This window comes from Streptomyces sp. NPDC002734 (genome assembly GCF_040295685.1).
Taxonomy (GTDB): domain Bacteria; phylum Actinomycetota; class Actinomycetes; order Streptomycetales; family Streptomycetaceae; genus Streptomyces.
Window position 1 is genome coordinate 124,837 of sequence record NZ_JBEOVU010000009.1, and the last position, 20,303, is coordinate 145,139.

A 20,303-nucleotide genomic window follows, 5' to 3' on the forward strand; every position below is an offset into this window, starting at 1 on the left:
CGGTGTGGTGGTTGCCATACGTTTCCCTTTGTCTACTGGGTGGTCTGTGCTGCACGGTCGTGCTGGTGCACGGCCGAGGTGTTCCGACGGCAGTCGCCGAAGCTCTGCCGGAAGCGCGTCATCAGCTCGGTGAGACGGGCGACGTCCTCGTCGCTCCAGTCCCCGAGCCGTTCGGAGAGCAACGCGGTCGAACGCTGCGACAGCTCCGCCAGCCGGTCCCGGCCCGCGTCGCTGAGGCGCAGGAGGCGGGAGCGCTTGTCGTCCGGGTCGGGCAGTCGTTCCACCCATCCCAGGTCGGCGACGTGCGAGACGTGCCGGCTGCACACGGAGATGTCCACCGCGAGCAGCTCCGCGAGCCGGCTCAGGCGCATGTCCCCGTGACGGTCCAGGAGGATCAGTACGCCGGCCGATCCGGGCGGGCAGTCGGCCGGCAGCTGCCGGCCCAGTTCCCGCTTGACGGCGCCGACGGCGCTGAGCTGCCGCAGTAGCTCCTCGAACTGCGCCTGTCTGGCCATCGAGCCTCCCAGGGCCGCGCGTCGATCGTTGCGTATGCCAACCGTAAGAAGGTTGGTTGCAGTAGGCAAATGAAAACGGTGTGGGCTACATCAAAACTTGGCAAAGGCAAGTATTGGCGAAAGTGAAGGTTGGGTAAGAGCGCAGGTCAGGGCCCGGCGGCTGGTCCGGGGAGGGGTGGGCGGGCGCCGCGCGCGGGACGCGCGGGCGTCGCGGGGATGCGACGGGAACGCTCCGGGGCGGTTCCGGGCAGGTTCGGCACGGGTTCCGGCCCGCACTTGGGCCGGGCACCCGCCATTCGCTAGGGTCCTGGCCATGGCTAACACCCAGGGCCCCCAGGGCAATTACGACCCGGCCGGCAGCACCCAGATGTTCCGCGCGTTCGTCGACGAGGCGCCGCAGGCGCGTCAGCAGCAGCAGGCGGCCTCCGCGGGACCCCGGATCGGCGTGATCATCGGCATCGTCGTCGCCGTGGCGGTCGTCGCCGCGGTGGCGTGGCTGGCGCTCGCCTGACACGCACGACGCGCCCCGGGTCCGACCCGGAGCGCGGACGGACGACGCCGGGCCGCCGGAACCCGAGGGTTCCGGCGGCCCGGCGTCCGTCGTTCCACGGCCGGCCCGCGGGCGGGCCGGTCAGTCCGCGATGAGGCCCTCGCGCAGCTGCGCCAGGGTGCGGGTCAGCAGCCGGGAGACGTGCATCTGGGAGATGCCGACCTCCTCGCCGATCTGCGACTGGGTCATGTTGGCGAAGAAGCGCAGCGTGATGATCCGGCGCTCGCGCGGGGGCAGCTTGGCCAGCAGCGGCTTCAGCGACTCCCGGTACTCGACGCCCTCCAGCGCGGTGTCCTCGTAGCCGAGGCGGTCGGCCAGCGAGCCCTCGCCGCCGTCGTCCTCCGGGGCCGGGGAGTCCAGCGAGGAGGCGGTGTAGGCGTTGCCCACCGCGAGGCCGTCGACCACGTCCTCCTCGGAGACGCCGAGGACCGCGGCGAGCTCGGAGACGGTGGGCGAGCGGTCCAGCTTCTGGGAGAGCTCGTCGCCGGCCTTGGTGAGCGCCAGGCGCAGCTCCTGGAGGCGGCGCGGGACGCGCACCGACCAGGAGGTGTCACGGAAGAAGCGCTTGATCTCGCCCACGACCGTCGGCATCGCGAAGGTCGGGAACTCCACGCCGCGCTCGCAGTCGAACCGGTCGATCGCCTTGATCAGCCCGATGGTGCCGACCTGGACGATGTCCTCCATCGGCTCGTTGCGGCTGCGGAAGCGGGCCGCGGCGTAGCGCACGAGGGGGAGGTTGAGCTCGATCAGGGTGTCCCGGACATAGGCGCGCTCCGGGCTGTTCTCGTCGAGCGAGGCGAGCCGCAGGAAAAGGGAGCGGGACAGCGTGCGGGTGTCGATGACGGCCGGGGCGGCGGCGGGCGCCGGAACCGGCGCTTCGTCGAGGCCCGGGACATTGTCGAGCGCGTCGGGCGCGGACGCGCTCTTCGTGAGCGTGAGCACCTTCGAGCTGCCCTGGTCTGCGGACATGCCACCCCCTTTTGGGTCGCGGACGGTCGCGGCCGGCGCTCCGTCGGGGAGCGCAGCCCTCACCTGAATACCGGAGCCTGGGTCCCGGCAAACACGCTTCCCGAAGAATGTCACAAGTCGGCAACGCGCTGTAGTGACTTGTCGACTTGTGGCAGGTGAAGAGGCGCAGCACAGAGGCCGTATGACGGCACGTCACGGCTCAACGGGGCACAGGGGGGCGCACCGCCGAATCCCTCCTGGGGATTATGCCTCGATCCTGTTTGCGGACCTCAGCCGTTGGAAGGATCGGGCCAGCAACCGCGACACGTGCATCTGGGAGACGCCCAGTTCGGCGCTGATCTGCGACTGCGTGAGGTTGTTGTAGTAGCGCAGCAGCAGGATGCGCTGCTCCCGCTCGGGGAGCTGCACCAGCAGGTGGCGGACCAGATCGCGGTGCTCGACGCCGTCCAGCGCGGGGTCCTCGTAGCCGAGCCGGTCCAGCAGGCCGGGCATGCCGTCGCCCTCCTGGGCCGCCTCCAGCGAGGTCGCGTGGTAGGAGCGGCCGGCCTCGATGCAGGTGAGGACCTCCTCCTCGGAGATCCGCAGCCGCTCGGCGATCTCCGAGGTGGTCGGGGAGCGGCCGAAGGCGGTGGTGAGGTCCTCGGTGGCGGCGTTCACCTGCACCCACAGTTCGTGCAGACGGCGCGGGACGTGCACGGTACGGACGTTGTCGCGGAAGTACCGCTTGATCTCGCCGACCACCGTGGGCATCGCGAAGGTGGGGAACTGCACGCCGCGGTCCGGGTCGAACCGGTCGATCGCGTTGATCAGCCCGATGGTGCCGACCTGGACGACGTCCTCCATGGGCTCGTTGCGGCTGCGGAAACGCGCGGCGGCGTAGCGGACCAGGGGGAGGTTGGCCTCGATCAGGGCGCCCCGGACCCGGTCGTGCTCGCGGGTGCCCGGCTGGAGGTGCTTGAGCTGCCCGAAGAGGACCTGGGTGAGCGCCCTGGTGTCCGCGCCCCGGGTGCCGCGGGTGCGCTCGGTACGCGCGGGGGCGTCGGCGGGCTGCTCGGCCACGCGCTCGGCCACGGGCTCGGCGGGCTGCTCGGTCACGCGCTCGGCGGCGCGCTCGGCGGGCTGCTCGGTCACGCGGTCGGCGGGGCGATCGGTGACGTGCTCGGTGGGGCGGTCGGCGCGCTCCAGGCACTCCACGGTCGCGGAGCGGTCGGTGCTCTCGGCGCGTGGGGCGGGTTCCTGGGAAGGCACGGGAGGCGCAGTACTGGCCGGCACGGTCAACTCCACCTCGTCATCGATCAACTCATCCGTCAAAAGCGGTCATAGCATCACAAGACGGAACAAGGGGCGCAAGCACCTGCCCCCCTGCCGTGTTGGCGGCGGCGCGGGGTGCCGAGGGGGCCGGGAGGCCGTGTCCCGAACGCGAAGGAGCCCTCCGCCGAGCTCGGCGGAGGGCTCCGGAAGCGATCCGGAACGGTCAGAATTCGTAGTCGGCGATCACCCAGGTGGCGAACTCGCGCCACAGCGCGACCCCGGCCTGGTGCTCCGGGTGCTCGACGTAGGCGCGCAGCGCCTCGGCGTCCTCGACCGCGGAGTTGATGGCGAAGTCGTAGGCGATGGGACGGTCGCTGACGTTCCAGCCGCACTCCCAGAAGCGCAGCTCCGGGATCTTCTCCCCGAGGGAGGCGAAGATCCGCGCCCCCTCGACGACCCGCGGGTCGTCCCGCACGACGCCGTCGTTGAGCTTGAAGAGGACCAGGTGGCGGATCACGGGGACTCCCGGGTGCACGGGGGCCTCGGCGAACGTGTCGTCAGCTGCTGCCGCCGCCCTGCGCGATCCAGGTCATGAAATCGCCGACGGCGGAGGCGGCCGCGGAGATGCCCTCGAAGCCCATCTCGACATAGCCGGCAGCGGTGTGGGGGTCGGTGATGATCACGTACAGCGCGAACACCACGACGATGCCCAGCCCTATCGTCTTCGCGTTCGCCGCCATCGCGGTCCCTCCCCCGTCAGCCATCCGGCCTGCTGCCGCGGGGAGTCTAACCGCGCGGCCCCGGACGCACACAAGTTCCCGTGCCCGCACGGGACGCGCACCCGCGCCTCCCCCGGGCTCACGAGGGACACGCACGAAGGGCCCCGCCTTGCGGCGGGGCCCTTCAGAAGCGGTAGCGGAGGGATTTGAACCCTCGGTGACTTGCGCCACACTCGCTTTCGAGGCGAGCTCCTTCGGCCGCTCGGACACGCTACCGAGGGAGACTTTACATCACGGTGGCCGCTGGCAGAAATCGGTTCCGCGGCCCGGTCCGCGGGGGAACGCGGCGGGAACCCGGAGGGCGTCGGGGGAGCTCAGCGGGCGCGGAAGAAGTCCGTGAGCAGGCGGGCGCAGTCGTCGGCGAGGACGCCCTCGATCACCTCGGGACGGTGGTTGAGACGGCGGTCGCGGACCAGGTCCCACAGGGAGCCGGCGGCGCCGGCCTTCTCGTCGCGGGCGCCGTAGACGACCCGGTCGACCCGGGACTGCACCAGCGCTCCCGCGCACATCACGCACGGCTCCAGGGTCACCACCAGCGTGCAGCCGGGGAGCCGCCACTCGCCCCGCGCGGCCGCGGCGCGGCGCAGCGCCAGGACCTCCGCGTGGGCGGTCGGGTCGCCGGTGGCCTCGCGTTCGTTGTGGGCGGCGGAGAGCACCGTGACGCCGTCGGGGGCGAGCACGAGGGCGCCCACCGGGACGTCGCCCCCGGGCAGCGCGGCCCGCGCCTGGTCCAGGGCGAGGCGCATGACGGACCGCCAGGGGTCGCGCACGGGATCCGGGCCGGGGCCGGAGGCACGGCTCCGCCCCGCGCCCGGAAGGGGGCGCGGGGCGGTCGGGTCGTTGGTCACACGGGGACGTTAGCGGACCGTCTCCAGGACCTCGGAGGCGCCGAGGGTCTCGGCGATGGTGTTGAGCGCGCCGTCCGCCACCAGGAGACGGAGTTCCTTCTCGCTCACGCCGAGGTCGTCCAGGACGGCGGCGTCGCCGACCGGTCCGTGCGGCACGAAGCCGCCGGGGCCGGTCGTGCCGTCGTCGTTCTCGTCGTTGTCGTCGGACGCGCCGGCCGTCACGAGCGGTTCACCGTCCTCGGTGCCGTCCAGGTCCAGGGTGTCCAGGTCGGTGGTGTCGTCCTCCTCCGGATCGCGGCCGAGCACGTCGTCGGTGAGCAGGATCTCCCCGTAGGAGCTGCGGCGGGCTGCCGCCGCGTTGGACACGTAGATGCGAGGGTCGTCCTCGCCGTCCACGCGCACCACGCCGAACCAGGCGTCCTCCTGTTCGATCAGCACCAGCACCGTGTCGTCGTCGGGCGAGGCTTCCCGGGCCAGGTCGGCCAGGTCCGCCAGGGTCTCCACATCGTCGAGCTCCGTGTCGCTCGCTTCCCACCCGTCTTCGGTGCGCGCGAGCAGTGCGGCGAAGTACACCGTGACTCTCCCACTGGTCATAGGTGTGCCGGTTGGGGGTCCCCCCGGCGGGGTCGCGGGCGGGAACCGAGGTTCCGCCCACTCGGAATCGTGGCAGAAACCTCGCGCCCAGGGGATGTCTTCGACCGCCTGTGTCTGGCTCTTTTGCCCGGGATCTGCCCCGAAGCCCTTCGCGCGCCCGGCGCGTCGTGGTGCGCCTACCAGCGGAAGGTGCGCATGCGCATGGCGTGGCGCAGGCGTGCCGCCTTGGCGCGGCGGGGCTGCACGCGGGCGCGCAGCTCGCGCGCCTCGGCCAGGTCGCGCAGGAACTGGGCCCGTCGGCGACGCCGCTCCTCGTCCGTCTCCGGGGGCCTCACCGGGCGGGGCGGGGGCGGCGGCTCGGAGCTGCTGCGGCGCGGGGCGCCGGACGGGGGGATGAACCCGGCGGCGGGCCCCGGCCCCGTCCCGAGCACGGTCCGGGCCACGGCCCGGCGCTCGGTGCGGGTCTCGTCGGCGGGGCCGGCGGGTCCCGGTCCGGTCCCGGTCCCGCCGCCGGCACGGGAGGCGGCGGTGCCGCCGGCACGGGAGTCGGTGGCTGCCTTGGCGCGGGAGGCGCTCCGGGCACCGGTACCGGAGGACCGCTCGGCGGCGCCCGACCCGGCCCCGGCACGGGACCCGGTGCCTGCCTCGGCGGAAGGGGACCTCGTGCCTGCTTCGGCCGAACGGGGCCCGGTGCCTGCTTCGGCCGAACGGGACCCGGTGCCCGCCTTCGCGGCGGGGGGCCGGGTTCCGGCCTTCGCGCGGGACCCGGGGCGGGGCTCGGCGGCGGGCTTCGCACGGGACCCGGGGACTGCGGGGCCCGCCCCGGTGCCGGCCTTGGCGGCGCGGTCCCCGGAACCGGCCTTGGCGCGGGAGGCGGGACGGGTGCCGGTCCCGCGCTCGGTGCGCGACTCGGCACGCCCGGTGCGTGGCTCGGCGGTGCCGGACTCGCCGGGGCCGCGCCCGGTGGGGGAGCCGGCGCCGGTGCCGGGCTCGCCGGCCCGGGACCTCTTCGCCTTGTCCCGCGGCGGCTGCCGTCGGGGCGCCTGCTGTCGGGGACTGCGGTCGGGCACAGCGTCACCACCCCGGTCCGGTCTGTCCGTGTTCCCTCCACCTTCCCTCGGTCGCAGGATTCGATGCCGCCCGGACGAGGCGGACGCACCCACCGCCGGGGACCGGACGGCCTGGTGGGTGGGGTCCTCGCGCCCGGTTACTGTGGAGCAATGCGTCTCCACGTCGTCGACCACCCGCTGGTCGCCCACAAGCTCTCGACCCTGCGCGACCGGCGCACCGATTCCGCGACCTTCCGTCGGCTCGCCGACGAGCTCGTCACCCTGCTGGCCTACGAGGCCACCCGTGACGTGCGCACCGAGCAGGTCGAGATCGAGACCCCGGTGGCCACCACCACCGGTACCCGGCTGTCCCACCCGCGCCCCCTGGTGGTGCCGATCCTCCGGGCCGGCCTCGGCATGCTCGACGGCATGGTCCGGCTGCTGCCGACCGCCGAGGTGGGCTTCCTCGGCATGGTGCGCAACGAGGAGACGCTGACCGCCTCCACCTACGCCACGCGGATGCCGGAGGACCTCTCCGGCCGCCAGGTGTACGTGCTGGACCCGATGCTGGCCACCGGCGGCACGCTGGTCGCCGCCATCCGCGAGCTGATCGAGCGCGGCGCCGACGACGTGACGGCCGTGGTGCTGCTGGCCGCTCCGGAAGGCGTGGCGATCATGGAGCGCGACTTGGCCGACGTGCCGGTCACCGTGGTCACCGCCTCCATCGACGAGCGGCTCAACGAGAACGGCTACATCGTGCCGGGCCTCGGCGACGCGGGCGACCGCATGTACGGCGCCGCGGAGTAACGCCTCCCACACGCACGTGACGAAAGACCTCGCCCCTCGGGGCGAGGTCTTTCACGTTGCGGAGGCGCGGGTGGAGGCCGGCGCGGGTCAGGGGAGTGGGTGCGGGGGCTCAGCAGCCCTTGCGGGTGGCCTCGGGGGCCGGTGCGGGGGCGGTGAGCGTGGTGAGCGCCTTGTCGGCGTCGCCCGGCGCGGACAGGTCCTTGAAGGCGTCGCCGATGATCAGGTCGACCACCGGCGTCTTCGCCTTCGCGTCCGGCTTGCGCGCCGGGTCCGTCCTGACCTCGGCCCCGGCCAGCTGGGTGTCCAGCACCGGCAGCACGGTGTCGGCCGTCTCCGGGCCGCCCATCAGCAGCCCGGCGGCCTTGACCTTCTTGTCGTACTCCTTCGGCGCGTTGCCCACCTCGCCGATCTTGAAGCCGCGCTTCTTCAGCTCGTCGGCGGTCTTCTTGGCCAGACCCTCGCGGGTCGTCGCGTTGAGGACGTTGACGGTGATGCCGTCGGGCCGCGGATAGACCTTCGCGGGGGTCGGCGAAGCGGACGGGCGGGCGGCGCACCGCGCGCTCGCGCCGGCCGCGGAGGCCTGGTCACCGCCGGTGAAGACGTCGATGAGCTGCAACGTGCCCCAGCCGAGGAGCCCCAGCAGGGCCACGGGGAGCGCGGTCAGCGCGACGATTCTGCGGCGCTTCTTCGGCCGGCGCATGCGGGGGTAGGTCTTCCCCGTCACGCGGTACCGGCCGCCCATGCCGGGTGGGGTCAGCATGCTCATGAGCGCAGCGTAGTGCGCCCGGCCGAGGATGCCTACAAGACGATCATCATCCTGGCGGGAGACAACCCGAAAGGGTCAACAGCCTGCGCCGGTCAGTCCATTTCGAGCACGCGGGCGTGCAGGATCTGACGCTGCTGGAGCGCGGCGCGGACCGCGCGGTGCAGGCCGTCCTCCAGGTAGAGATCGCCCCGCCACTTCACGACGTGCGCGAAGAGGTCGCCGTAGAAGGTGGAGTCCTCGGCGAGCAGGGTCTCGAGGTCCAGCTGGCCCTTGGTCGTCACGAGCTGATCGAGGCGGACCGGGCGCGGTGCGACGTCCGCCCACTGCCGGGTGCTTTCCCGGCCGTGATCGGGGTACGGCCGGCCGTTTCCGATGCGCTTGAAGATCACACGGAAAGCCTACCGGGGATGGTGCGCCCGGCGCAGCCACGTAACTCGAACCGGCCACCCCGTGCACACCCCGCGACGCCCCGGCGTCACCCGGACGGTCACCGCCGCGCAGTGAACCCGGCGGCCGGTGAACGCAGGCGCCGGCGGGCCGGACCCGGGCCGGCTACTTCGCCCTGGCGGCCTTCGCCGCCTTCGCCGCCGCCTTCATCTCCTGCTTGTGGGCGCGGACCTTCACCAGGGAGTCGGGGCCGGTGATGTCGGCCACCGAGCGGAAGGAGCCCTCGTCCCCGTAGGAGCCCGCCGCCTCGCGCCACCCCTCCGGGCGAACCCCCAGCTGCTTGCCCAGCAGGGCCAGGAAGATCTGCGCCTTCTGCGCGCCGAAGCCCGGCAACTCCTTGAGCCGCTTCAGCAGCTCCTTGCCGTCCGTCACGTCCCGCCAGACCGCCTCGGCGTCCCCGTCGTACCGCTCCACCAGGTACTGGCAGAGCTGCTGGATGCGCCCGGCCATCGAACCGGGGTAGCGGTGCACGGCCGGCTTCTCGGAGAGCAGCGCGGCGAAGGCCTCGGGGTCGTGCGCGGCGATCTCGTGGGCGTCCAGGTCCTGCGCGCCCATCCGGTCGGCGATGGTGCGGGGTCCCTTGAACGCCCACTCCATCGGCACCTGCTGGTCCAGCAGCATGCCGACCAGCGCGGCGAGGGGGCTTCGGCCGAGCAGCTCGTCGGCCGGGGGGTCCTGGGCGAGGTGGAGGGTGACGTCCATGCCCCCGATGATCCCGCGCCCATCGGCGTCCCGCTCCCCGGCCCCCACCACCTCGCCGCCTTCCGCTTTTCCCCGCGCACGCGACCCCACCTGGAGGACGGGCCGCAGAAGCGTCTTCCGCTCACGTGCCGCCCCGGGCCTCGGGCGCGAGGCGGCAGCCTCGGTGCGGTCCGGCGGCAACCACGGTGCGGTCGGGCCCGGGCACTCGCCCGGCCCCGAGCCCCGTCACCCGCGTCAGGACCTCTCGGCCGGCTCCGTCTCCCGCGCGTCCACGGCGGAAGCGTCCGCGGCGGGCGGGACGGCCGTCCCCGCGGAGGCGGCGCGGCGCCGGGCCGTCGCCCGGGTGAGGGCGAGCGCCACCGGCTGGGTGTAGCGCGCGGTGAGCGGTCCCACGATCACCAGGATCAGCACGTACGCCGTGGCCAGCGGCCCCAGCCGCGGCTCGATGCCCGAGGTGACCGCCAGTCCCGCGATCACGATGGAGAACTCGCCGCGCGCCACCAGCGTGCCGCCGGCCCGCCAGCGCCCGTTGACCGAGATGCCCGCGCGCCGGGCCGCCCAGTAACCGGTGGCGATCTTGCTGAGCGCGGTGACCACGGCCAGCGCCAGCGCCGGCAGCAGCACCGGCGGTATCGCGGCCGGGTCGGTGTGCAGGCCGAAGAAGACGAAGAACACGGCGGCGAACAGGTCCCGCAGCGGCGACAGCAGATGGTGCGCGCCCTCCGCGACCTCGCCGGACAGGGCGATGCCCACCAGGAACGCGCCGACCGCCGCCGACACCTGGAGCTGCTGGGCGATGCCCGCGACCAGCAGGGTCAGCCCCAGGACCACCAGCAGCAGCTTCTCCGGATCCTGGTGCGAGACGAACCGGGAGATGTGCCGTCCGAACCGGACCGCCAGGAAGAGCACCAGCCCGGCGACGCCCAGCGCGATCGCCAGCGTCACGCTGCCGGCGGCGAGGCCGGTGCCGGCCAGCAGGGCGGTGATGATCGGCAGGTAGACGGCCATCGAGAGGTCCTCGAGGACCAGGATGCTGAGGATCACCGGGGTCTCCCGGTTGCCGACCCGTCCGAGGTCGTTCAGCACCTTGGCGATGACGCCGGAGGACGAGATCCAGGTGACGCCCGCCAGGACGACGGCGGCCACCGGTCCCCAGCCCAGCAGCAGCGCCATCGCCGCGCCCGGGAGCGCGTTGAGCGCCATGTCGACCAGGCCGGCCGGGTACTGCGTCTTGAGGTTGGAGACCAGGTCGGAGGCGGTGTACTCGAGCCCCAGCATCAGCAGGAGCAGGATGACGCCGATCTCCGCCCCGATCGCCACGAACTCCTCGCTGGCGCCCAGCGGCAGCAGGCCGCCCTCGCCGAAGGCGAGCCCGGCCAGGAGGTAGAGGGGGATCGGGGAGAACTGGAAGCGCCCGGCGAAACGGCCGAGAAGGCCGAGGCCGAGGATGATGGCGCCGAATTCGATGAGGAACGTCGCGGTCGAATGCACCCGATCAGTCCTGCTCGAGTATCGCCGCGGCGGCCTGCACGCCCTCGCGGGTGCCGATCACGATCAGGATGTCGCCGCCGGCGAGGCGGAAGGCCGGCGTCGGCGAGGGGATCGCCTCGGCGCGGCGCATCACCGCCACGATGGACGCGCCGGTGTGCGTCCGGATCTGCGTGTCGCCGAGCAGCCGGCCGTTCCAGCGGGCGGTGGCGGAGAGCTCGATGCGCTCGGCGACCAGGCCCAGGTCGCCGGCGGACAGCAGGCTGGGGCTGTGGTGGTCGGGGGCCAGCGCGTCGATCAGCGCCTGCGACTCGCCGGGGGTGAGGTGCACCGACAGCTCGGCGGCGTCGGGGTCGTCCTGGCAGTAGGCGGTGATCGTGCGGCTGCCGTCGCGCTGGGCCACCACCGAGAGGCATCGGCGTTCACGCGTCGTCATGTCGTACCGCACGCCGATCCCCGGCAGGGGCGTGCTGCTGAGCCGTGGAATTCCCACCACAGTCCCTTTCGCTGTGATTCGCCCTGGTTCGTACCGGGCGGTATGTGTAATGCGCAGGTAAAGCCCGCTCCGCCACAGTAGGCGACGCGGCGTGAGAGCCCGGAGACGGGCGGTGGTGGTTTCCGTCACCGTCCGGGCCGTTGACGTGTCCTGAACAGCCCCCTACGTTCTCCCTGGCCGGTACTGACCGGTCAGTAGGAACCGGTCCGCGCGGACCTCGGCCTCCGGAGGGGCGTATGCCACGCGAGCGAGTTTCCGCAGGCCGGCGAGCGGCCCTGATCGCGGTGGTGACGGTGTCCGTCGCCTACGCGCCGATCGCCATGACCGAGCTGTGGCCCTACGCCGACGAGAACGCCCCGGCGATCGGCGAGACGCTGCTCGCCGCGATGGTCTCCCCGTCCTACGTGGCGGACGCGCTGGCCACCCGGATCGGCCCGTACGGCCGCAGCCTGATCCCGCTCGTGGTGCACTCGGTTTTGGGCGGCCTGCTGATGCTGCTCGGCCCCGCGCAGCTGCTGACCGCGGTGCGCCGCCGGCTCCGGCTGCACCGGGTGCTCGGCGTCCTCTACGCCCTCACCGTGTACGGGTCGATGGCGGGCGCCGGCGTGTACCTGGCCCGCACCGCGCCCGCCGACGCGTTCAGCGGGGCGGCGTTCTGGGTGGTGCGGCCACCATCCTGGTGGGCACGGTGCTGGCCGTGACCTTCGGCGTGGGGGCCGTGCTCGGCGGCTTCCCGGACCTGCACCAGCGCTGGCTGCTGCTGAGCTACGGCTTCCTGCTGACCGCCCCGCTGCTGCGGCTGGAGTGGAGCGCACTGCCGCTGCTGATGCCCGGCGCGTCGATGGCCGAGGTCAACCGGGTCGCCGTCATGCAGCTCGGCACCCTGGTCGCCTTCGGCGCGCTGCTCGCCTCCCGCGCCCTGGACCGGCGACGGCGGGTGCCGGGCCTGGACGGGAGCTGGGCCCCCTGGCCGGTGCTCGCGGCGGCCCACCTGGCGGGCGGCCTCGCGCTGCTGCGGATCCTCTCCGGCCCGGGGTGGGGCGGGGAGACGGGCCCCCTGCTCGCGGGCTACCTGGCGCCCTTCGCCGTCATGTACACCGTGCTCCTATGGCGTGCGCTGACCGCCGAGGGCTGGCCGCGGGAGGAGTGGCGGATCCACCTGACCGCCCTGTGCCTGTCGCCCGCGCTGTCGCTGGGCCTGTCGGCGCCGTTCGCCCGGGCGCTCCACCTGGACCGGCCGGGCGCGCTCGCCGCCGCGCTGGCGGTGGGCGGCGGTATCACCGCGTTCCTCGCGGTGCTGACGGTGAGCCTGCGGGTGATGCACGCCCGTGAGACCGTCCGCCGGAGCGGCGTCGTCCGCCCGAGCGGCACCGCCGTCTCCGGAACGCCCGACGCGGGCGAGCACGTGACCGACGACGGCACCGAGCCCGCGTCCGACCACCCGTCCGAGCCCGCGGAGAACGCGTCCGAGCGCGGGGCGGACAACGCGACAGACGCGATCGACGCGACCGAGAAGGAGCCCGCATGAGCACGGTCCCCACCGAGACGCCCACGACCCGGGCCCTGGGCGCCGGCGCCGCGCTGCTGGCACAGACGGTGGGGGTGGTGAGCCTGCTCAACGGGCTGCTGCTGGTCGCCGTCAACGCCACCGGCACCCTCTTCGGGGCGTGGCACTCCCCCGAACCGCTGGGTCAGGCCATGGTGGGGGCGGCGATGCTCGGCACCACGCCGGGCCTGTTCGCCCTCGCCCGCTGCCACCGGTGGGAGGAGGCCCGCACCATGATGTGGCCGACGGTGGTCGCGCTGACCGGGCTGAGCGCGGTGACGTTCCTCAACCGGGACGCCCTGGTGATGGTCCGCGGCGGCGGGATCGTCAGCTTCCTCTACTCCCCGGGCTGGGTCGCGGTGGTCACCGCGCTGGCCCTGTGGGCGCTCGCCGCCGCCCTGCCGCACCCCCGCCGTCCGCGCACCCTCCCGGACGGCGCCCGCCTGCCGCTGCCGGCCTGGTCCAAGCCGGCCCTCGCCGTGCTCGGCTCCTCCTGGTTCGGCATCGGCACGGGACTGCTGTTCCTGCCCGGGTACTGGGGCGGCTTCGTGCCCTGGCAGGTGAACCGGGCCGACGCCCAGGCCCTCGGGGTCTGGGCGCTCGCGCTCGGCGTCGGCGTGCTGGGCACGCTGGCCGAGGACGACCTGCGGCGCAGCCGGGCCGCGATCCTCTCGGTACCCGGCGTCGCGCTGGTCGCCGCCGTCGTGCTGGCCGTCCGTGCCGACGCGGTGCGCTGGTCCTCCGGCCCCGCCCTCGCGCTGGTCGCGATGCTGCTCGGGCTGCTGGTCGCGGGGGTGTCCGGGCTCTGGCTCACCCGGGACCGGCGGCCGGCGCCGGTCCTGGGATGAACCGGTGGTCGGTGCGGGTCAGCCGGAGAACCAGGTGCCGAGGTCGCCGTAGGAGAGGCCCAGGGAGGCCACGGTGAACGACTTCGAGCCGGTGCCGGTGATGCCGGTCGAGGAACCCTTCAGCAGGTGCGCCATGCCCGGGGTCTGGCCCACCCAGTCGTCCGTGCCCACCATCAGGTCGGCCCGGCCGTCACGGGTGTAGTCGGTGAGCTTGAGCGTGTTGCCGAAGTTGTCGTCGGCCTCGATCGAGCCCGCGACCCCCGAGGTGCCCTGGTCGTAGGCCTTCGCCCCGGTGCCGGACAGACCGCCGGCCCGGCCGAGCAGCACGGTGACCGCGCCGCCGTCGCGCTTGCCCGCCAGGTCCTCACCAGGGCTGCCGACCGCGAGGTCCGCGTACCCGTCGCCGTTGACGTCCCCTGCGGCCACCGCGTAGCCGAACAGGTCGTCGTCCTCCCTGGCACCGGGCACGCCGGTGGTGTCCTGGGTGAACTTCACCGGCTTGCGCGCGGTGTCCGGCCCGATCGCGCCGCCGTACTGCACGGCCACGTAGCCCCGGGTGCGGTCCGGGTTCTCCCCGCCGCGGCCGACGGCCAGATCGCCGTAACCGTCCTTGTCGAAGTCGCCGATCGCGGCGGTGACGGGGCCTGTGCTCTCGTCCGGAATCGCGTCGGGGAGCAGGATGCTCGCCGTGCGGGTGGCGAAGTCCCCGCCGCCGCGGTGGTGGTAGGCCCTCAGCTCGATGCCGTCGGCGGGGCCGAGATCCAGGCCCAGGATGTAGAGGTCGGTGACGCCGTCGGCGTTCACCTTGCCGGCCACCAGCTCGTGTACGTACAGGTAGTCGTAGCTCCCGCCCAGGGACTGCACGCCGCCGTGGCCACCGGCCCGGGTGAACGGGCCCTTCAACATCACCGCACCGTTCTGGCTGCGGCTCGCCGCGACGAGGTCGGTGTCGCCGTCGCCGTCGAAGTCGCCCACCGCCATCTGCTCCCCGAACGCGTCGCCGGAGTTCTCGTACTCAGGCGCGATCGGGGAGTGGAACACGGTGCCCGAGCCGAGGCCCTTGGCCCCACCCCAGACGACGGTGACGCCCCCGGCCATCTGCAACTCGTCGACCTGTTCGCCGGGCGAGGCGACGAGCAGGTCCGCGTAGCCGTCCCGGTCCAGGTCCGCCGTGGTGACCTCCATGCCCCAGCCGTCATCCGCTTCCACGGCACCGGGTATGCCGGCCGAGTTCTGGTGGATCGTCTGCACCTTCGTCCCCGGGCCGGAGGAGGTGCCGTACACCACGTCGACCCGGTAGTCCTTGCCGTACCTCCCGCCGGCCAGGACGAGATCCCGGTAACCGTCCCCGTTGAAGTCGTCGGCGAGTTTGGCGGGCGCCGCGGAGGCGGGGCCGGCGGTGACCAGCGGTCCGACGAGGGCCGCGGCGAGGACCGCCGCGAGCGTGGCGGTGCGGATGGGGCGCAACGAGACTCCAGGGTCAAGGGTGAAGAGGTGGTGCGGTGCTGCCTCTTCGACACGCGTGCCCGTCCGATGGTTGTACGCCGTCCCACTGCCCGCGGCGCCTCGCCTTGCTGCCCGCGGCGCCTCGCCTCGTCACCACGTCGTCGTCACGCGGGCTCGACCGGCAGCCAGAGCTCGCAGGTGGCGGTGGAGAAGTCGTCCGCCCGCTCCAGGACGGCGACGACCGACGGCCCGGGCCGCAGCCGCCACGGGTTGGACGGGAACCACTCGGTCGCCGTCGCCGCCCAGGTGTTCTGCAGCGCCTGCGGGTGCGGACCCGCGCTGCGGAACACCGCCCACGTGCCGGCCGGCGCCTCGACGACGTCGAGGTCCTCGGGCACCGGCGCGTCCGCGGGCACGGCCACCCCGTGCAGGTACGTCAGCTCACTGCCCTCCGCCGCGTCCTGGGCCACGTCGTCGGTGACCTGGAGCAGGCCCTGCGGCTCCGTGGCGCTCAGCGCCTTGAGCCGCCCGTGCTCCTCCATCGGCAGTGAGCCGATGTGCCGCTGGATGTGCGGGTTGACGCCCTCGTGGATCAACGGCACGCGGGCGGCGTGACCGATGAGCCGGAACGCGGGACGGTCGGTGATGCGGGTGTCCATGGGGGTGCTCCCTTCGACGCTCAGGCGGAACCTGAGCTGCGGTTGTGTCCGAAGGGGGCCTCCGTCGCGGCGCACCTCACCGGGCGCCGCGCCGTGCACGGCGCGGAACGCCCGGCCGAACGCCTCGGCCGACCCGTACCCGTGCCGCACCGCGATGCCCAGCAGGTCCTCGCCGCCCCGGACGACGTCCGCCGCGGCGACCGTCATGCGCCGCCGCCGCACGTACTCCGAGAGCGGCATGCCGGCCAGCGACGAGAACATCCGCCGCAGGTGGTACTCCGTGGTGCCGGACCGCCGGGCCAGCGCGCGGACGTCGAGCTCCTCCGCGAGGTGCTCCTCGACCAGGTCGACCAGTTTGTTGAGCGCCGCGATCACGAGGCCTCCTTCCGTCCACGACCCTCGCAGGAGCCGGGCGTCCCGCACCCGACCGCTGCGGACCGGTCCGATCATCCGCCCCCTCCGGGACTCACGCCGGGAACGGCACCGCCTCGCGCGCCGACCGCAGCGCGCCCGCCCACCAGTGCAGCTGGTCGAGCATGGTCTTCGCGTAGCCGGCGGTCCCGGGGTCGAGCGGCCGGCCGTCCTGCCACTCCGCCCAGTAGTTGGGGAAGGCCAGCCGGTCCCGGACGGACAGAGCGTGCAGCTCGGTCAGCACGTTCTCCAGGTGCAGCACCGCGTGCCGCCCGCCCGAGGCGCCTCCGTAGCTCACGAAGGCCACCGGCTTGGCCGTCCACTGGGTGAAGTGCCAGTCGATCGCGGCCTTCAGGGAGGCGGGGTAGCTGTGGTTGTACTCGGGGGTGACGAGGACGAAGGCGTCGGCGCTCTCCAGGGCGTCGGTCAGGGGCGCCATCCCGGCCGGGCGGGGGTAGGAGTCGCCGGCGAACTTCGGTGAGTCGGCGGGCAGTTCCACCGGCAGCTCGACGTCGGCCAGATCGACCACCTCCACCTCGAACCCGTCGTGCTCCCGGGCCTGTTCGGCCACCCAAGAGGCGACGACCGGCCCGAACCGCCCCTCCCGGACGCTCCCCACGACGACGGCCAGCCGGTGCCTCCCCGTGTTCTCCGTGTTCCGAGTGCTCTGCGTGGTCTGCGTGGCCTGCGTGCTCTGGGGTCTCCGTGGTCTCCATGCCCTTCACGATCGTCCCGCCGCCCGGGGACAGCCAGACCGTGCCGAGGCTGGCCCCCGCAGGGCCACCCTGAGTCCTCCCCGGGCACCGGGCGCCGCCCCTAAGCTCCCTTCCATGGGGACACCGTTAGGAGACTTCCTGCGCGCCAAGCGCGACAGCATCCAGCCCGCGTCGCTCGGACTGCCCGACCACGGCCGCCGCCGGTCGCCCGGTCTGCGCCGCGCCGACGTCGCCGTGCGGGCCGGCATCAGCGTCGAGTACCTCACCCGCATCGAGCAGGGCCGCGACCGCCACCCCTCGCCCGCGGTGGTGAACGCGCTGGCCGACGCCCTCAGCCTCGACCCGGCGGAACGCAACCACCTGCGGTACCTGACGAAGATCACCGGCGGCGAGTGCGCGGCCCACGCCAGGCCCGCGCCCGTGAGCCGCAGCGTCCGCCCGGCCGTCCTGGAGACGCTCCGTCTCCTCGAACCCGCCGTCGCCGCCGTCACCAACCGCCTCGGCGACGTCCTCGCCCACACCCCCGGGTACGCGGCCGTACTCGGCGCGGGCGGCCTGCTGGACGCCGAGGAACCGAACCTCACCCGCTACGTCTTCACCGACCCCCGCGCCCGGGAGTTCTTCCCCGACTGGGGCCACGTCGCCGACGAGCAGGCCTTCGACCTGTGGCTCGGCCCCTCCGTCGAGACCGCCGCCTGGTTCACCTCGGACCTCGCGGCAGCCGCCGGCCCCGAATTCACCCGCCGCCTGAACCGCCACCTGGTGCCCGACCGCGGCGCACTGCGGATCGCCCACCCCTCGGGCCCGCTGCTCCGCCTCACCCGCGAGACGCTGGAACTCTCCGACGACGCCCAGCAGCTCACCGTCCTCCTCCCGGCGGACGAGACCACGGCGACCGCCGTGGCCCAGCTGCTCGACGGCCCTCCGCGTCACCTGAAGGCCCTCGCCTGAAGCGCGTTCGGCGCGCTCCCGGCGAGCTCACTGGTGCACGTGCGCGCGCTGTCCGTCCCGGTCGAAGACCATGAGCAGCTCGGCGGGACCGTCCAGGGCGGTGAACGCGTGCGGGACCATCGTCGCGAATTCCGCCGCCTCGCCCGTGCCGACGTCGATCTGCCGCTCGCCCAGCCACAGACGCACGCGTCCCTCCAGCACGAGCAACCAGTCGTGGCCCGGGTGCACCCGCTGGGACGGCGGGGTGTCGGACGGCTCGAGGCGCATCTTCATCGCGACCGTGCGTCCGTCCGGACGGCTGAGCGCCCATGTCGTCCGCGCGCCGCTGCTGTGCGCGACCGGACGGATGACGACGTCGTCGTCCGTGGGCGCCTCGAAGAGCACGTCCAGACTCATCTGCAGGGCGTTGGCCAGCGGCACCAGCACATCGAGACTCAGCGTGCGCTTGCCCGTCTCGACGCGGCTGATGGTCGACGGGCTGAGGTTCGTGCGCTCGGCCAGCTCGTCCAGGGAGTAGCCCAGGGTGGTGCGCATGCTCCGCAGGCGCGACCGGGCCAGGGCTTCGATGTCGTTGACTCCGTTCATGGGTCCATCGTGGAGCATCTTGCGGATAATGCAAGTCTGTTTGCGGGAACCGCCGGGAGCAGTACCGTCGACTGCATGAGCGAGCACCCCACCCCCGGTCAGGACCAGGCCCCGTCCGCGCCCACCGGACAGGCCGGTCACACCCAGCACCCCACCATGGAGCGGCACTGCGACGTCGCCGTGATCGGCGGCTCGGCCGCCGGTCTCGCCGCCGCCCTGCAACTCTCCCGCCAGCGGCGCGGCGTCGTCGTGGTCGACGACGGCACCCCGCGCAACGCCCCCGCCGCACACATGCACGGCTACCTCGGGCACGAGGGTGCCGCACCCGGCGAGCTGATGGGGATCGGGCGCGCGGAGGTGCGCGCCCACGGCGGGGAGGTGCTCGCCGGCCGCGTCGTGGGGGTGCGCCGTCGCGAAGACGGCCGCTTCCGGCTCGACCTCACCGGCGGACACACCCTGGTGGCCCGTCGCGTCCTCGCCGCCACCGGCCTGACCGACGAACTCCCGGCGATCGACGGCGTCGCCGAAGGGTGGGGACGCGGCGTGATCCACTGCCCGTTCTGCCACGGCTTCGAGGTGCGCGACCAGCGCCTGGTGCAGATCGTCACGCACCCCCTGGGCCTCCACCCGACCCCGCTCTTCCGGCACCTGACCGACCGGCTGACCGTCGTGCTGCACCACCCGGCCGGGCTCGACGAGGCCGCCGTCGAAGCCCTCGCCGCCTCCGGCGTCACCGTCGAGCGCAGCGAGGTGAGCCGGGTCCTCACTGGGCTGGACGGCGAGGTGTCCGGGGTCGAGCTCGGCGACGGCCGCGTCCTGGAGGCCGACGCCGTCGTGGTCGGCGCGCGCTTCCGGGCACGCGCCGACGTGCTCGCCGGGTGCGGGCTCACCACCACCCCGCACCCCACCGGCGCCGGCGACGTCCTCGCCGTCGACGCGCGCGGCGAGACCGCCGTACCGGGGATCTACGCGGCCGGCAACGTCACCGACCCGAGCCTCCAGGTGCTGCCGTCGGCCGCCCAGGGCAGCCAGGTCGGCGCCATGATCGCGTTCAGCCTCGCCGACGAGGATCTGCGCGCCGCCGTCCGGCACTCGGGCGAGGAGGCCGACTGGGACCACCGCTACGGAGGCCCCGACCGGGCCTGGAGCGGGAACCCCAACGGCACTCTCGTCCACGAGGTCGCCCCCCTGGCCCCGGGCAGCGCGCTCGACGTCGGCGCCGGCGAGGGAGCCGACGCCCTCTGGCTGGCCGAGCACGGCTGGAAGGTGACCGCCACCGACATCTCCGGCAACGCGCTCGCCCGGATCCGCGCCGAGGCCGAGCACCGCGGGCTCGCCGTCACCCTCGTCCGCGGCGACGTCAACGATCCCGCGCCCCTCGGCGCCGAGACCTTCGACCTCGTCTCCCTCCAGTACGGCTCGTTCAAGCGCACCCCCGACCGGCGTGGCCTGCGCAACCTGCTCGCCGCCGTCGCCCCCGGCGGCACGCTCCTGGTCGTGCACCACGACCTCACGCCCCTGCGCGACCCGGTGGACGTGACGACCCAGACCCGGATGTACGACCCGGAAGCGTTCGTCGGCGTCGACGAGATCGCCGCCGCGCTCGCCGCGGACCCCGGCACCTGGCACGTCGAGACCCACGAGACCCGCCGCCGCCCCCCGGGCGCGGCCAGCACCCACCACGTCAGCGACGTGGTGCTGCGCGCGGTGCGACGCACGACCTGCGGGCCCGCTCCTGAGCGACGGGACAGCGTCGGGTGACGCACCTCACAAGCCTCAACTGCCGCGCGCGCACAACCCTTTCGCCGCCTCGCCGATCTGGGTTGTGCGGCCGCAGTGGCCGTGCGCGATGTGGGGTCCGGTCGTCCGCGACCCGCATC

24 protein-coding genes and 1 tRNA gene are annotated in these 20,303 nt (G+C 73.5%); 7 read left to right on the forward strand and 18 right to left on the reverse strand.

Annotated features, from left to right (window positions below):
• Positions 1-32: 32 nt before the first annotated feature.
• Positions 33-515, reverse strand: coding sequence for a MarR family winged helix-turn-helix transcriptional regulator (locus ABT026_RS10820; RefSeq protein ID WP_351113830.1), 483 nt, complete (start codon positions 513-515; stop codon positions 33-35).
• Between the two features lie 313 nt (positions 516-828).
• Between ABT026_RS10820 and ABT026_RS10825 the strand changes: the two genes are divergently transcribed.
• Positions 829-1,026, forward strand: coding sequence for a hypothetical protein (locus ABT026_RS10825; RefSeq protein WP_351113831.1), 198 nt, complete (start codon positions 829-831; stop codon positions 1,024-1,026).
• A gap of 120 nt (positions 1,027-1,146) precedes the next feature.
• Here ABT026_RS10825 and ABT026_RS10830 read toward each other — a convergent pair whose 3' ends face one another.
• From ABT026_RS10830 to ABT026_RS10865, 8 genes are all read right to left on the reverse strand, one after another.
• Positions 1,147-2,034, reverse strand: a complete 888-nt coding sequence (locus ABT026_RS10830; RefSeq protein ID WP_108956324.1) for an RNA polymerase sigma factor SigF — start codon at positions 2,032-2,034, stop codon at positions 1,147-1,149.
• A gap of 243 nt (positions 2,035-2,277) precedes the next feature.
• Positions 2,278-3,093, reverse strand: a complete 816-nt coding sequence (locus ABT026_RS10835; RefSeq protein WP_351113894.1) for an RNA polymerase sigma factor SigF — start codon at positions 3,091-3,093, stop codon at positions 2,278-2,280.
• A 415-nt stretch (positions 3,094-3,508) separates the two neighbouring features.
• Positions 3,509-3,802, reverse strand: coding sequence for a Dabb family protein (locus ABT026_RS10840; protein ID WP_108956322.1), 294 nt, complete (start codon positions 3,800-3,802; stop codon positions 3,509-3,511).
• Between the two features lie 40 nt (positions 3,803-3,842).
• On the reverse strand, positions 3,843-4,025 hold the full coding sequence (locus ABT026_RS10845) for a hypothetical protein (protein WP_351113895.1): 183 nt from the start codon (positions 4,023-4,025) through the stop codon (positions 3,843-3,845).
• A gap of 170 nt (positions 4,026-4,195) precedes the next feature.
• Positions 4,196-4,280, reverse strand: a tRNA-Ser gene (locus tag ABT026_RS10850).
• A gap of 98 nt (positions 4,281-4,378) precedes the next feature.
• Complete coding sequence (gene tadA, locus ABT026_RS10855) at positions 4,379-4,810, reverse strand: tRNA adenosine(34) deaminase TadA (protein ID WP_351113896.1); 432 nt, start codon at positions 4,808-4,810, stop codon at positions 4,379-4,381.
• A 111-nt stretch (positions 4,811-4,921) separates the two neighbouring features.
• On the reverse strand, positions 4,922-5,485 hold the full coding sequence (locus tag ABT026_RS10860; protein ID WP_351113897.1) for a tRNA adenosine deaminase-associated protein: 564 nt from the start codon (positions 5,483-5,485) through the stop codon (positions 4,922-4,924).
• A gap of 197 nt (positions 5,486-5,682) precedes the next feature.
• Complete coding sequence (locus tag ABT026_RS10865; protein ID WP_351113902.1) at positions 5,683-6,576, reverse strand: TrbL/VirB6 family protein; 894 nt, start codon at positions 6,574-6,576, stop codon at positions 5,683-5,685.
• 150 nt (positions 6,577-6,726) lie between these two features.
• Between ABT026_RS10865 and upp the strand changes: the two genes are divergently transcribed.
• Positions 6,727-7,362 carry a uracil phosphoribosyltransferase gene (upp, locus tag ABT026_RS10870; protein ID WP_351113832.1) on the forward strand — a complete coding sequence of 212 codons (636 nt, stop codon included), beginning with the start codon at positions 6,727-6,729 and terminating at the stop codon, positions 7,360-7,362.
• Positions 7,363-7,471: 109 nt separating this feature from the next.
• Here upp and ABT026_RS10875 read toward each other — a convergent pair whose 3' ends face one another.
• The 5 genes from ABT026_RS10875 to ABT026_RS10895 form a co-directional block, all read right to left on the reverse strand.
• Positions 7,472-8,128, reverse strand: a complete 657-nt coding sequence (locus tag ABT026_RS10875) for a LytR C-terminal domain-containing protein (RefSeq protein WP_351113833.1) — start codon at positions 8,126-8,128, stop codon at positions 7,472-7,474.
• A 92-nt stretch (positions 8,129-8,220) separates the two neighbouring features.
• Entirely contained in the window at positions 8,221-8,517 is a 297-nt protein-coding gene (locus ABT026_RS10880; protein WP_108956311.1) for a type II toxin-antitoxin system VapB family antitoxin, read from the reverse strand.
• Between the two features lie 163 nt (positions 8,518-8,680).
• Positions 8,681-9,277, reverse strand: a complete 597-nt coding sequence (locus ABT026_RS10885) for an HhH-GPD-type base excision DNA repair protein (protein WP_351113834.1) — start codon at positions 9,275-9,277, stop codon at positions 8,681-8,683.
• Positions 9,278-9,511: 234 nt separating this feature from the next.
• Positions 9,512-10,768 carry a cation:proton antiporter gene (locus ABT026_RS10890; RefSeq protein ID WP_351113836.1) on the reverse strand — a complete coding sequence of 419 codons (1,257 nt, stop codon included), beginning with the start codon at positions 10,766-10,768 and terminating at the stop codon, positions 9,512-9,514.
• 4 nt (positions 10,769-10,772) lie between these two features.
• A complete protein-coding gene (locus tag ABT026_RS10895) occupies positions 10,773-11,258 on the reverse strand; it encodes a cation:proton antiporter regulatory subunit (protein ID WP_502967948.1) in 486 nt (161 codons plus the stop codon).
• 239 nt (positions 11,259-11,497) lie between these two features.
• On the opposite strand from ABT026_RS10895, the gene ABT026_RS10900 reads away from it, so the two are divergent.
• The 3 genes from ABT026_RS10900 to ABT026_RS10910 are packed head-to-tail and all read left to right on the forward strand — an operon-like array spanning position 11,498 to position 13,655.
• A complete protein-coding gene (locus ABT026_RS10900; protein WP_351113838.1) occupies positions 11,498-11,962 on the forward strand; it encodes a hypothetical protein in 465 nt (154 codons plus the stop codon).
• A complete protein-coding gene (locus ABT026_RS10905; protein ID WP_351113839.1) occupies positions 11,959-12,789 on the forward strand; it encodes a hypothetical protein in 831 nt (276 codons plus the stop codon). The genes ABT026_RS10900 and ABT026_RS10905 overlap by 4 nt, the downstream gene beginning before the upstream one ends.
• On the forward strand, positions 12,786-13,655 hold the full coding sequence (locus ABT026_RS10910) for a hypothetical protein (RefSeq protein ID WP_351113840.1): 870 nt from the start codon (positions 12,786-12,788) through the stop codon (positions 13,653-13,655). The genes ABT026_RS10905 and ABT026_RS10910 overlap by 4 nt, the downstream gene beginning before the upstream one ends.
• Before the next feature lie 18 nt (positions 13,656-13,673).
• Here the strand turns inward: ABT026_RS10910 and ABT026_RS10915 are convergent, their stop codons facing one another.
• From ABT026_RS10915 to ABT026_RS10925, 3 genes are all read right to left on the reverse strand, one after another.
• Positions 13,674-15,122: an FG-GAP and VCBS repeat-containing protein gene (locus ABT026_RS10915; RefSeq protein ID WP_351113841.1), complete on the reverse strand. Its 1,449-nt coding sequence runs from the start codon at positions 15,120-15,122 to the stop codon at positions 13,674-13,676.
• 143 nt (positions 15,123-15,265) lie between these two features.
• A complete protein-coding gene (locus ABT026_RS10920) occupies positions 15,266-16,135 on the reverse strand; it encodes an AraC family transcriptional regulator (RefSeq protein ID WP_351113842.1) in 870 nt (289 codons plus the stop codon).
• Positions 16,136-16,226: 91 nt separating this feature from the next.
• Positions 16,227-16,802: an NADPH-dependent FMN reductase gene (locus ABT026_RS10925; RefSeq protein WP_351113898.1), complete on the reverse strand. Its 576-nt coding sequence runs from the start codon at positions 16,800-16,802 to the stop codon at positions 16,227-16,229.
• A gap of 199 nt (positions 16,803-17,001) precedes the next feature.
• Here ABT026_RS10925 and ABT026_RS10930 point away from each other — a divergent pair, with 199 nt between their 5' ends.
• Positions 17,002-17,838, forward strand: a complete 837-nt coding sequence (locus tag ABT026_RS10930; RefSeq protein WP_351113843.1) for a helix-turn-helix transcriptional regulator — start codon at positions 17,002-17,004, stop codon at positions 17,836-17,838.
• A 27-nt stretch (positions 17,839-17,865) separates the two neighbouring features.
• On the opposite strand, the gene ABT026_RS10935 is transcribed toward ABT026_RS10930, so the two are convergent.
• A complete protein-coding gene (locus ABT026_RS10935) occupies positions 17,866-18,423 on the reverse strand; it encodes a helix-turn-helix domain-containing protein (RefSeq protein WP_351113844.1) in 558 nt (185 codons plus the stop codon).
• 75 nt (positions 18,424-18,498) lie between these two features.
• Here ABT026_RS10935 and ABT026_RS10940 point away from each other — a divergent pair, with 75 nt between their 5' ends.
• The gene (locus ABT026_RS10940; RefSeq protein WP_351113845.1) at positions 18,499-20,184 is read left to right on the forward strand and encodes an FAD-dependent oxidoreductase; all 1,686 of its coding nucleotides are present in this window, start codon (positions 18,499-18,501) and stop codon (positions 20,182-20,184) included.
• Positions 20,185-20,303 lie beyond the last annotated feature (119 nt).